This window comes from Pseudomonas sp. HC1(2025) (genome assembly GCF_058742075.1).
In genome coordinates, this window is the sequence record NZ_CP196017.1 from 5,681,419 (window position 1) to 5,693,186 (window position 11,768).

An 11,768-nucleotide genomic window follows, 5' to 3' on the forward strand; every position below is an offset into this window, starting at 1 on the left:
TTGCCTATTGCCATGAGTGACTAGAATGAGCACCGCAGCAAAACCATTACAGATTCAACCAACCTATATTAAATCCATACAGATACTCCACAGCACACGCTGAATCCTGTATTTTCCAGGCATCTGTACTGGTCCTCGGGAGCAACCGCCATGACGCTTTACGTCAACCTCGCCGAACTGCTGGGCACGCGCATCGAACAGGGCTTCTATCGCCCCGGCGACCGCCTGCCCTCGGTGCGCGCCCTGAGCGTAGAACATGGCGTCAGCCTGAGCACCGTCCAGCAGGCTTACCGGCTGCTGGAAGACAACGGCCTGGCAACGCCCAAGCCAAAATCCGGCTACTTCGTGCCTGTCGGGCGCGAGCTGCCGGCGTTGCCCGCCGTAGGTCGGCCGGCCCAGCGCCCGGTGGAGATTTCCCAGTGGGACCAGGTGCTGGAACTGGTCCGCGCGGTACCGCGCAAAGATGTCATACAGATGGGCCGAGGCATGCCGGATGTACTGTCGCCAACCATCAAGCCGCTGCTGCGCAGCCTGGCCCGGGTGAGCCGGCGCCAGGACCTGCCAGGCCTGTACTACGACAATATCTACGGCTGTATGGAACTGCGCGAGCAAATCGCCCGTCTGTCATTGGATTCCGGCTGCCAGCTCGACGCCCAGGACATCGTGATCACCACCGGCTGCCATGAGGCGCTGTCCTCCAGCATCCGTGCGATTTGCGAGCCTGGCGATATCGTCGCCGTCGACTCGCCAAGCTTTCATGGCGCCATGCAGACCCTCAAGGGCCTGGGCATGAAAGCCCTGGAAATCCCCACCGACCCGCTCACCGGCATCAGCCTCGAAGCCCTGGAACTGGCCCTGGAACAATGGCCGATCAAAGTCATCCAGTTGACCCCCAACTGCAACAACCCCCTGGGCTACATCATGCCCGAGGCCCGCAAACGGGCGCTGCTGACCCTGGCCCAGCGCTTTGACGTGGCGATCATCGAAGACGATGTGTATGGCGAACTGGCCTACAGCTACCCGCGACCACGCACCATCAAATCCTTCGACGAAGATGGCCGCGTCCTACTCTGCAGTTCCTTCTCCAAAACCCTGGCCCCCGGCCTGCGGATCGGCTGGGTAGCCCCTGGCCGCTATCTGGAGCGGGTGCTGCACATGAAGTACATCAGCACCGGCTCCACCGCCACCCAACCGCAGATCGCCATTGCCGAGTTCCTCAAGAACGGGCACTTCGAGCCGCATTTACGGCGGATGCGCAGCCAATACCAGCGCAATCGCGACCTGATGCTCGATTGGGTCAGCCGCTATTTCCCCGCCGGCACCCGCGCCAGCCGGCCCCAGGGCAGCTTTATGCTGTGGGTGGAACTGCCCGAGGGCTTCGACACCCTCAGGCTCAACCGCGCCCTGGTCGAGCAAGGCGTACAGATTGCCGTGGGCAGCATCTTTTCTGCCTCGGGCAAATACCGGAACTGCCTGCGGATGAACTACGCTGCCAAGCCAACACCCCAGATTGAAGAGGCGGTGCGCAAGGTCGGGGCCACGGCGATCAAGATGCTCGCCGAAGCCGAACAGCGGGTGGACTGACCTTTTGCCAGCAATCACCGTCATATGCCCACCACCGCCCTGATTCGGAACCTGCCTCCTTGATGAGCCAACGGCTGTTAGCGCTTCTTTTGCTGGGGTTCCTGGGCCTGGGCGGTTGCGCCACCCTCAACGTACCCCGCGTACCCAGCGAAGCGCTGCCGGCCACGCAGTCCGCCTTCGGCCGCTCGATCCAGGCCCAGGCCGCGCCCTATCAGGGCCGCTCCGGGTTCCGCCTGCTGCCCAACAGCAGCGAAGCGTTCATGGCCCGCGCCGAACTGATCCGCAATGCCCAGACCAGCCTCGACCTGCAGTACTACATCGTCCATGACGGCATCAGCACGCGCATGCTGGTGGACGAGTTGCTCACCGCGGCCGACCGTGGCGTGCGGGTGCGCATCCTCCTGGACGACACCACCAGCGACGGCCTGGACCAGATCATCGCCACCCTGGCCGCGCACCCGCAGATCCAGATTCGCCTGTTCAACCCCTTGCACCTGGGGCGCAGTACCGGCGTGACGCGGGCCATGGGCCGGCTGTTCAACCTATCGCTGCAACACCGGCGCATGCACAACAAGCTGTGGCTGGCGGACAACAGCATGGCGATAGTCGGCGGGCGCAACCTGGGGGATGAGTATTTCGATGCCGAGCCCAACCTGAACTTCACCGATATCGACATGCTCAGCGTCGGGCCTGTGGCCGAACAACTGGGCCACAGCTTTGACCAGTACTGGAACAGTGCACTGAGCAAACCCATCGCCGACTTTATCTCCAGCGCCCCCTCCTCCCGCGACCTGGCCACCGCGCGCGGGCTCCTGGAGAAGTCCCTGGCCGAGTCGCGCCAGCAAAACCATGCCCTGTACAACCGTCTGCGCACCTACCAGACCCAGCCCCGCATGGACATCTGGCGCCGAGAGCTGATCTGGGCCTGGAACCAGGCACTGTGGGATGCACCGAGCAAGGTCCTGGCCAAGGCCGATCCCGACCCGCAACTGCTGCTCACCACTCAACTGGGGCCAGAGCTGGAAGGCGTGCACAGTGAACTGATGATGATTTCGGCCTACTTCGTCCCCGGTCAGCCGGGCCTGGTGTACCTCACCGGCCGCGCAGACGCGGGTGTGGACGTACGCCTGCTGACCAACGCCCTGGAAGCCACCGACGTGCCGGCGGTGCATGGCGGCTATGCGCCCTATCGCAAGGCGCTGCTGGAACACGGGGTGAAGTTGTACGAACTGCGCCGCCAACCGGGCGACGGCGGCGGCAGTGGCCCGCACCTGCTGGGTAGCCGCGCGCTGCATGGCTCGGACTCCAGCCTGCACAGCAAGGCGATGATCTTTGATCGGCAGAAGTCGTTTATCGGCTCATTCAATTTCGATCCGCGCTCGGTGCTGTGGAACACCGAGGTCGGGGTGCTGGTGGACAGTCCTGAGCTGGCCGAACACGTGCGCAACCTGGCCCTGCAAGGGATGGCGCCCGCCTTGAGTTATGAGGCGAAACTGCAGGAGGGCCAGGTGGTCTGGGTGACGGAAGATAACGGCCAGTTGCACACCCTGACCCGTGAGCCGGGTAGCTGGTGGCGCCGGCTCAATGCCTGGTTCGCTACCACCGTGGGCCTGGAGCGCATGCTCTAACCCCTGTAGGAGCCGGCTTGCCGGCGATAGCGGCGGGTCAGCTAAGTTGCTATCGCCGGCAAGCCGGCCCCTACAGGTTTACCTAGGCTGGCTGCTCAACGCCAAACGCTCCTTGGCGCAACAACAGAATCACCAGCCCCAAGGCCCCCGCCGCCATCAACAACGGCAACGCATGCCCGCTGATCCACTGGCTGCCAGCCCCCGCTACCAGTGGGCCGATCAGGCAACCAATGCCCCACAACTGCGCGATATGGGCATTGGCCCGCACCAGCGCATCATCACGGTAGCGTTCGCCGATCAGGATTAACGACAAGGTAAACAAGCCCCCGGCGCTGGCACCGAACAGCACCCAGATCGGCCAGATCAGCCAGGTATCGAGCAACGGCGCAATCGCCAGGCTCGACAGCAGCAACAGCACCGCGCAGCCCAGAAACAGGGTGCGCCTTGGCAGGTAATCGGCCAGGGCGCCAATCGGCAATTGCAGCAGGGCATCGCCGACGACCACGGTGCTGACCATCGCCAGCGCCACCTCGGCGGTAAAGCCCTGTTGCAGGCAATACACCGGTAATAGCGTCAGAATCATCGCTTCGAACGCGGCAAACAGCGCCACCGCCCAGGCAATCGCCGGCAAGCCACGGCAAAAACCCCACAAGTCGCCAAAGGTCACGCTGAAGGCTTCTGCCGTCGGCGCCCCGCTGCGCCCCAGGAGCAGGACCGGCGCAACGATCAACAGGCCGACACCAACCCAGAAACCATAGTCATGCTCGGTGCCCAGCACACCGAGCAACAACGGCCCCGACAGCTGGCTCAAGGCGTAGGTACAGCCATACAGCGCCACCAGCCGGCCACGCCACTGCTCCACCACCAACTGGTTGATCCAGCTCTCGCCGAGGATAAACACGATGGTCAGGATCACCCCGATCATCAACCGCAGCACCAGCCACACCGGATAGCTGGGCAGTACCGCCAGTAAACCGATGGAAATCGCCCCGGCCCACAGGCACAGGCGCATCAGGTTCGCCGTGCCCAACCAGGAGGCCAGGCGACTGGACACCTTGGCGCCCAACAACACACCGAATGCCGGCATGGCCGCCATGATGCCGATGGCAAAGTTGCCATAGCCCCAGCTTTCCAGGCGCAGGGACACCAACGGCATGCTCACGCCCAGGGCGAGGCCGACGCTGAGTACCGACGCCAGGACGGCGAAGTAAGTCGCCCAACGCATTGCCACGCTCCTGTGGGTTATTTCCAGATCACGCAAAATACTGTGGGAGCGGGCTGGCCCGCGATGAGGGAGTACCAGCCAACTCATGAGTGACTGATATACCGCTATCGCGGGCAAGCCCGCTCCCACATTTGGGTCTACTGCAGCTTGGGCCCGGAGTCCGGACTTACAGCTTGATCCAGGTCGCCTTCAGCTCGGTGTACTTGTCGAACGCGTGCAGCGACTTGTCGCGACCGTTGCCCGACTGCTTGAACCCACCAAACGGCGCAGTCATGTCGCCGCCATCGTACTGGTTGACCCACACGCTACCGGCGCGCAGGGCCTTGGCGGTCAGGTGCGCCTTGGAGATATCCGAAGTCCAGACTGCAGCGGCCAGGCCATAAGGCGTGTCGTTGGCAATCGCCACCGCTTCTTCAGCACTGTCGAAAGTCAGCACCGACAGCACCGGGCCAAAGATCTCTTCCTGGGCAATTTTCATGGCGTTGGTCACGCCGTCGAAAATCGTCGGCTCGACATAAGTACCACCGGTCTCCTGCAGGGTGCGCTTGCCACCGGCCACCAGCTTGGCGCCATCGGCGTGCCCGGCCTCGATGTACGACAGCACGGTGTTCATCTGTTGGGTATCCACCAGCGCACCGACATTAGTCGCCGGGTCCAGCGGGTTGCCCGGCTTCCAGCCCTTGAGGGCCTCGATCACCATTGGCAGGAATTTGTCCTTGATCGAACGCTCCACCAGCAGGCGCGAGCCGGCCGTGCAGACTTCGCCCTGGTTGAAGGCGATGGCGCCCGCAGCGGATTCGGCGGCGGCTTGCAGGTCCGGGGCATCGGCAAACACGATGTTCGGGCTCTTGCCGCCGGCTTCCAGCCAGACGCGTTTCATGTTCGATTCGCCGGAGTAGATCATCAGTTGCTTGGCGATCTTGGTCGAACCGGTGAACACCAAAGTGTCGACGTCCATATGCAGCGCCAGGGCCTTGCCGACAGTGTGGCCATAACCCGGCAGCACGTTGAGCACGCCTTTGGGGATACCGGCTTCAACGGCCAGGGCGGCGATGCGGATGGCAGTCAGCGGGGATTTTTCCGACGGCTTGAGCACGACCGAGTTACCGGTGGACAGCGCCGGCCCCAGCTTCCAGCAGGCCATCATCAGCGGGAAGTTCCACGGCACGATGGCCGCCACTACGCCGACGGGCTCGCGGGTCACCAGGCCCAGTTGGTCATGGGGGGTGGCGGCCACTTCATCGTAAATCTTGTCGATGGCCTCGCCGCTCCAGCTCAGGGCTTGCGCCGCGCCAGGGATGTCGATGCCCAGGGAGTCGCCGATGGGCTTGCCCATGTCCAGGGTTTCGAGCAGGGCCAGCTCTTCGGCATTGGCCTTGAGCAGCGCGGCGAAACGGATCATGGTGGCTTTGCGCTTGGCCGGGGCCAGGCGTGACCAGGCACCGGAGTTGAAGGTGGCGCGGGCGTTTTCCACGGCGCGCTGGGCGTCGGCGACGTCACAGCTGGCAACCGTGGTCAGCAGGCGGCCATCGACCGGGCTGAGGCATTCGAACGTGTCGCCGGAAACCGCGGCGGTGTATTCGCCATTGATGTAGGCGCGGCCTTCGATCTTCAGGTCCTTGGCGCGTTGTTCCCAGTCGGCACGGGTCAGGGTGGTCATGCGAGTGTCCTCCTCTTATTAAATATAAGGGCCCGGCGTTATAACCGCTCCCTTCCAAATGCTTGCCCGGCCAGCCAGCTATTCGGTCCGAGGCACCCGCCACCCTAAACCAGCCGCAAGGGATGTTTCAATATATTTGACATAACCGCGGCAAACGCCCTTGCGATGTTCATTTTAATAAACATAGACTTTGGCTCTCCAACCCCAGGCCTAGACGGGATACGTGCATGAACATTCAGGATGTCGTCGATTTCAGCCAGGCGAACACCGCCGCCGAACGCTACCGCCCCGCCACAGAAAAAATCCTCAAGGGCGACCCCGAGCAGACGCTCTACAACCACTACAACAGCCCGTGCGGCCAGATGAACGCCGGGGTCTGGGAAGGTGAAGTCGGGCAATGGAAGGTGAACTACACCGAACACGAGTACTGCGAGATCGTGCAGGGGGTTTCGGTGCTACGCGATGCCGAAGGCAACGCCAAGACCTTGCGCGCCGGTGACCGCTTCGTGATCCCGGCCGGGTTCAGTGGCACCTGGGAAGTGCTGGAGCCGTGCCGCAAGATCTACGTGGTGTTCGAAGAAAAGGCCTGATCGGTCGAGCGCGACTTTTCAAAAGGCAAAAAAAACCCGCATCGTGAGATACGGGTTTTTTTCACAAGAAAGAAAACCAATTACTTGATTTTGCCTTCTTTGTAGATCACGTGCTTGCGAACGCGCGGGTCGAACATTTTCTTTTCGAGCTTGTCCGGGGTAGTACGCTTGTTCTTGTCGGTAGTGTAGAAGTGACCAGTACCGGCGCTAGAGATCATTCGAATCAATTCACGCATGATTTAGCTCCTTAGATTTTGCCGTCGCGGCGCAGTTCAGCGAGCACGACAGTGATGCCACGCTTGTCGATGATACGCATGCCTTTGGCAGATACGCGCAGACGGACAAAACGTTTCTCTTCTTCAACCCAGAAGCGGTGATGCTGCAGGTTTGGCAGGAAACGACGACGGGTTTTGTTGTTTGCGTGGGAAATGTTATTCCCAGTCACCGGACCCTTACCGGTAACTTGACAGACTCTCGACATGCCTCAGCCCTCTAAAACCACATGCCCAACCCGGCATGGGTTGGCCGCTTAATCTCTCAGTCATTTGGCGCCAGGCGCCGCGTTTCTTTAAGGGTCTTACCGGCTACACCTACAGTGAAGGAACCGGGCCCCTAGAAAAGAGCGCTGCTTTATACCAGAAAGACCCCAGTGCAACAACAGCCGGTGTGTTTTTCCCGCTGTAAATCTCGCCCGAACAGCTCTCAAGCGCTGCCAGGGTGGGCCGCCGTGCTGGCGAACCGCTCGTCGCACCAAATGTTTTATCGCCGCTGCTTGTAGGCCAAGGCCCCGGACAAAATGACCTGAGGCGCCATCAAAACAGTATTTGCTGTAAATGCACAGGCAAAAATGGGCTAGTCATTTGTGAATCAGGCCACTACGGTAGGCCTTTTCCAGACTGCACTCGCAGATGGGCCTCCGATCTGCAAAGGAAACCGACCATGCGCCTCGCTGCCCTGCCACTCCTGCTCGCCCCGCTCTTCCTCGCCCCGTTGGCCCAGGCGGCCTCCACGTTGAGCGTCTGCACCGAGGCCAGCCCCGAAGGGTTCGATGTGGTGCAGTACAACTCCCTGACCACCACCAACGCCTCGGCGGATGTGTTGATGAACCGCCTGGTGGACTTCGACGCTGCAAGCGGCAAGCTGGTGCCGAGCCTGGCCGACAGCTGGGAAGTCTCGCCAGACGGCCTGACCTACACCTTTAAATTGCATCCGGACGTGAAATTTCACCGTACCGCGTATTTCAACCCAAGCCGCAGCCTCACCGCCGAAGACGTACGCTTCAGCTTCGAGCGCATGCTCGACCCGGCCAACCCCTGGCACCAGATTGCCCAGAGCGGCTTCCCTCACGCCCAGTCGCTACAACTGCCGGCGCTGATCAAGAAGATCGACGCCCTCGACCCGCTGACCGTGCGTTTTACCCTGAATCACGCCGACTCCACGTTCCTCGCCGCGCTGAGCATGGGCTTTGCCTCGATCTACCCGGCCGAATACGCCGACAAGCTGCTCAAGGCCGGCACCCCGGAGAAGCTCAATAGCCAACCCATCGGCACCGGGCCCTTCGTTTTCGGGCGTTTCCAGAAAGATGCGGCCATTCGCTACAAGGCCAACCCGGATTACTTTGCCGGCAAACCGGCTGTGGATAACTTGATCTTTGCGATCACCCCGGACGCCAACGTGCGCCTGCAGAAACTGCGCCGGGATGAGTGCCAGATCGCCTTGTCACCCAAGCCCCTGGATATCGGCGAGGCGCAAAAGGATGCGGCGCTCAAGGTGGAAAAGACCGCAGCCTTCATGACCGCCTTTGTGGCCATCAACAGCCAGCACCCTCCGCTGGACAAGCCAGAAGTGCGCCAGGCGATCAACCTGGCCTTCGACAAGGCCAGCTACCTCAAGGCCGTGTTTGAAGGCACCGCCGAAGCCGCCACCGGCCCCTACCCGCCCAACACCTGGGGTTTTGCCAAGGAATTGCCGGGTTATCCACAGGACATCGCCAAGGCCAAGGCCCTGCTGGCCCGTGCCGGCTTGAGTGACGGCTTCAAGACCACCATCTGGACCCGGCCCTCGGGCAGCCTGCTCAACCCCAACCCAAGCCTGGGCGCCCAGTTGTTGCAGGCGGACCTGGCCAAGGTCGGCATCCAGGCCGAGATCCGCGTGATCGAATGGGGCGAACTGATCCGCCGCGCCAAGGCGGGCGAGCACGACCTGCTGTTTATGGGCTGGGCCGGCGACAACGGCGACCCGGATAACTTCCTGACCCCGCAGTTTTCCTGCGCAGCGGTCAAATCCGGCACCAACTTCGCCCGCTACTGCGACCCCGCGCTGGATAAGCTGATCAGTGCCGGCAAGACCACCAACGAGCAAGGCGTGCGCAGCAAGCTGTACCAACAGGCGCAGGCGCAGATCCAGCAGCAGGCACTGTGGTTGCCACTGGCCCACCCGACGGCCTTTGCCCTGACACGCAAGAGTATCGAGGGGTATCAGGTCAGCCCGTTTGGGCGCCAGGACTTCTCCAAGGTCAGCGTAAAACCCTGACCCGGCCTCTGTAGGAGCCGGCAGGCCAGCTCCTACAAGAGGTTGCGTTACAGCCAGCCATATTCAGCCATCGACAGCGGGTCACCGTCGCCGACAATGATGTGGTCCAGTACCCGCACATCCACCAGATCCAGGGCCTTTTGCAGCACTTTGGTCAATTTTCGATCAGCAACGCTCGGCTCGGCATTCCCGGAGGGATGGTTGTGGCACAGGATCAAGGCCGCCGCGTTGTAGTCCAGGGCGCGCTTGACCACTTGTCGCGGGTAGACCGTGGCGTTGTCGATGGTGCCCTGGAACAGCGCCTCGAAACCCAGCACCCGATGCCTGGAGTCGAGAAACAGGCAGCCAAATATCTCGTGGGGCTGGTGGCGCAGCAGGGCCTTGAGGTAATCACGCACGGCTACCGGGCTTTCCAGAACCGACTCGTTACGCACATGCTCGGCCAGATGGCGCCGCCCCATTTCCAGTACCGCCTGCAACTGGGCGAACTTGGCCGGCCCCAGGCCCAGGTGCTGGATGAATACGGCCTGGCGCGCCTCCAGCAGCGTACGCAGGCTGCCAAACTGCCCCAACAGGTGGCGCGCCAGGTCCACCGCGCTTTTACCCGAGACACCGGTACGCAGGAAAATCGCCAGCAACTCGGCATCCGAGAGGCTCTGCGCGCCCAACTCCAAAAGCTTCTCCCGCGGACGCTCCGCCGCAGGCCAATTGCGAATACTCATGGCACCTCCGTGTGCATGTGCGCCGCTGTTGCATGGCGGACGCTGTGTTATCTTAGCCGCTCTTTTTTGCGCGCGATTTCACCCTGGGGAGGGGGGATCGCAACGCCATCACTGAACTGGAAAGGCAAACCAATGCAGCGTCTGTATCGGAAACGCATCGTTCTCGGCGTCGGCGGCGGCATTGCCGCCTACAAGAGCGCAGAGTTGGTTCGCAGGCTCCTGGACCAGGGCGCCGAAGTGCGCGTGGTCATGACCCGTGGCGGCAGTGAGTTCATTACCCCACTGACCATGCAGGCACTGTCCGGCCACCCGGTACACCTGGACCTGCTGGACCCGGCTGCCGAAGCCGCCATGGGCCATATCGAACTGGCCAAATGGGCCGACCTGGTGCTGATCGCACCCGCCACCGCCGACCTCATCGCGCGCCTCGCCCAAGGTATTGCCGACGACCTGCTGACCACGCTGGTACTGGCCACCGACGCCACCGTCGCCATCGCCCCGGCGATGAACCAGGCCATGTGGCGCGACCCGGCCACCCAGGCCAACACCCAATTGCTGCAAAGCCGTGGCCTCAAGGTTTTTGGCCCGGCCTCCGGCAGCCAGGCCTGTGGTGACGTCGGCCTGGGCCGCATGCTCGAAGCCACGGACCTGGCGCTGTGCGCCGCCGAGTGTTTCCAGCACCTGGCCCTGACCGGCAAGCACGTGTTGATTACCGCCGGCCCGACCCAGGAAAACATCGACCCGGTGCGCTACATCACCAACCATAGCTCAGGGAAAATGGGCTTTGCCCTGGCTGAGGCGGCGGTTGAGGCAGGCGCGCGCGTGACCCTGATCACCGGCCCGGTGCATCTGCCAACCCCGGACCGGGTCACCCGCATCGACGTCGTCAGCGCCCGCGACATGCTCGCGGCCTGTGAGGCGGCGATTCCCTGTGATGTGTTTATCGCTTCGGCAGCGGTCGCAGACTACCGCCCGGAAGTGGTTGCGCCGCAAAAACTCAAGAAAGACCCTACAAGCGGCGATGGCCTGCTCCTGCAAATGGTCCGCAACCCGGACATTCTGGCCACCATTGCCACCCGCGCCGATCGTCCGTTCAGCGTCGGTTTCGCCGCCGAGACCGAAAACCTGCTGGACTACGCCGCACGTAAACTGAAAGACAAAAACCTCGACCTGATCGTTGCCAATGATGTCGCCAACCCCAGCATCGGCTTCAACAGCGAGGAAAACGCCTGCAGCGTGATTGACCGCGAGCTGCACGCCACCCTTTTCGCCCAGACCAGCAAGGGCAAGATTGCCCGCCAACTGATCTCTTTTATCGCCCAACGGCTGAACCAGGTTTAATTTCCATGCACGCTTTGCAAGCCAAGATCCTCGACCCCCGCATCGGCACCGACTTCCCACTGCCGGCCTACGCCACACCCGGCTCCGCCGGCCTGGACCTGCGCGCCATGCTCAAGCAAGACACCGTCCTTGAGCCGGGCCAGACCCTGCTGATCCCTACCGGCCTGTCGATCTACGTCGGCGACCCTGGCCTGGCTGCGTTGATCCTGCCGCGCTCGGGCCTTGGCCACAAACACGGGATCGTGCTGGGTAACCTGGTGGGCCTGATCGACTCCGACTACCAAGGTGAGCTGATGGTCTCGTGCTGGAACCGTGGCCAGACCGCCTTCAACATCGCCGTCGGCGAGCGTATCGCCCAACTGGTGCTGGTACCGGTGGTGCAGGCGCATTTCGAGCTGGTGACCGAGTTCGACGAAACCCAGCGCGGCGCAGGCGGTTTCGGGCATTCCGGCAGCCACTGACTACGCTCAGGCATGCCGGGCGCAG

11 protein-coding genes are annotated in these 11,768 nt (G+C 62.4%); 6 read left to right on the top strand and 5 right to left on the bottom strand.

Annotated elements, in window-relative coordinates:
• The first annotated feature begins 150 nt into the window (after positions 1 to 150).
• Both ACSSVH_RS25670 and ACSSVH_RS25675 read left to right on the top strand, forming a co-directional pair.
• On the top strand, positions 151 to 1,584 hold the full coding sequence (locus ACSSVH_RS25670; RefSeq protein WP_169955404.1) for an aminotransferase-like domain-containing protein: 1,434 nt from the start codon (positions 151 to 153) through the stop codon (positions 1,582 to 1,584).
• 62 nt (positions 1,585 to 1,646) lie between these two features.
• Positions 1,647 to 3,212 carry a phospholipase D family protein gene (locus ACSSVH_RS25675; protein ID WP_169955405.1) on the top strand — a complete coding sequence of 522 codons (1,566 nt, stop codon included), beginning with the start codon at positions 1,647 to 1,649 and terminating at the stop codon, positions 3,210 to 3,212.
• Between the two features lie 82 nt (positions 3,213 to 3,294).
• Here ACSSVH_RS25675 and ACSSVH_RS25680 read toward each other — a convergent pair whose 3' ends face one another.
• Positions 3,295 to 4,437, bottom strand: a complete 1,143-nt coding sequence (locus ACSSVH_RS25680; RefSeq protein ID WP_169955406.1) for an MFS transporter — start codon at positions 4,435 to 4,437, stop codon at positions 3,295 to 3,297.
• A 166-nt stretch (positions 4,438 to 4,603) separates the two neighbouring features.
• A complete protein-coding gene (locus ACSSVH_RS25685) occupies positions 4,604 to 6,097 on the bottom strand; it encodes an aldehyde dehydrogenase (RefSeq protein WP_057440504.1) in 1,494 nt (497 codons plus the stop codon).
• Positions 6,098 to 6,324: 227 nt separating this feature from the next.
• Between ACSSVH_RS25685 and ACSSVH_RS25690 the strand changes: the two genes are divergently transcribed.
• Positions 6,325 to 6,687, top strand: a complete 363-nt coding sequence (locus ACSSVH_RS25690) for a cupin domain-containing protein (RefSeq protein ID WP_169955407.1) — start codon at positions 6,325 to 6,327, stop codon at positions 6,685 to 6,687.
• Positions 6,688 to 6,767: 80 nt separating this feature from the next.
• On the opposite strand, the gene rpmG is transcribed toward ACSSVH_RS25690, so the two are convergent.
• Complete coding sequence (rpmG, locus tag ACSSVH_RS25695; protein WP_003176906.1) at positions 6,768 to 6,923, bottom strand: 50S ribosomal protein L33; 156 nt, start codon at positions 6,921 to 6,923, stop codon at positions 6,768 to 6,770.
• An 11-nt stretch (positions 6,924 to 6,934) separates the two neighbouring features.
• Positions 6,935 to 7,168 carry a 50S ribosomal protein L28 gene (gene rpmB, locus ACSSVH_RS25700; RefSeq protein WP_007920377.1) on the bottom strand — a complete coding sequence of 78 codons (234 nt, stop codon included), beginning with the start codon at positions 7,166 to 7,168 and terminating at the stop codon, positions 6,935 to 6,937.
• Between the two features lie 458 nt (positions 7,169 to 7,626).
• On the opposite strand from rpmB, the gene ACSSVH_RS25705 reads away from it, so the two are divergent.
• Positions 7,627 to 9,219, top strand: coding sequence for an ABC transporter substrate-binding protein (locus tag ACSSVH_RS25705; protein ID WP_170042067.1), 1,593 nt, complete (start codon positions 7,627 to 7,629; stop codon positions 9,217 to 9,219).
• A 47-nt stretch (positions 9,220 to 9,266) separates the two neighbouring features.
• Here the strand turns inward: ACSSVH_RS25705 and radC are convergent, their stop codons facing one another.
• Positions 9,267 to 9,941: a RadC family protein gene (radC, locus tag ACSSVH_RS25710; protein ID WP_169955409.1), complete on the bottom strand. Its 675-nt coding sequence runs from the start codon at positions 9,939 to 9,941 to the stop codon at positions 9,267 to 9,269.
• 132 nt (positions 9,942 to 10,073) lie between these two features.
• Between radC and coaBC the strand changes: the two genes are divergently transcribed.
• Both coaBC and dut read left to right on the top strand, forming a co-directional pair.
• Entirely contained in the window at positions 10,074 to 11,282 is a 1,209-nt protein-coding gene (gene coaBC / locus ACSSVH_RS25715) for a bifunctional phosphopantothenoylcysteine decarboxylase/phosphopantothenate--cysteine ligase CoaBC (RefSeq protein ID WP_029289805.1), read from the top strand.
• 5 nt (positions 11,283 to 11,287) lie between these two features.
• The gene (dut, locus tag ACSSVH_RS25720; RefSeq protein ID WP_169955410.1) at positions 11,288 to 11,743 is read left to right on the top strand and encodes a dUTP diphosphatase; all 456 of its coding nucleotides are present in this window, start codon (positions 11,288 to 11,290) and stop codon (positions 11,741 to 11,743) included.
• Positions 11,744 to 11,768 lie beyond the last annotated feature (25 nt).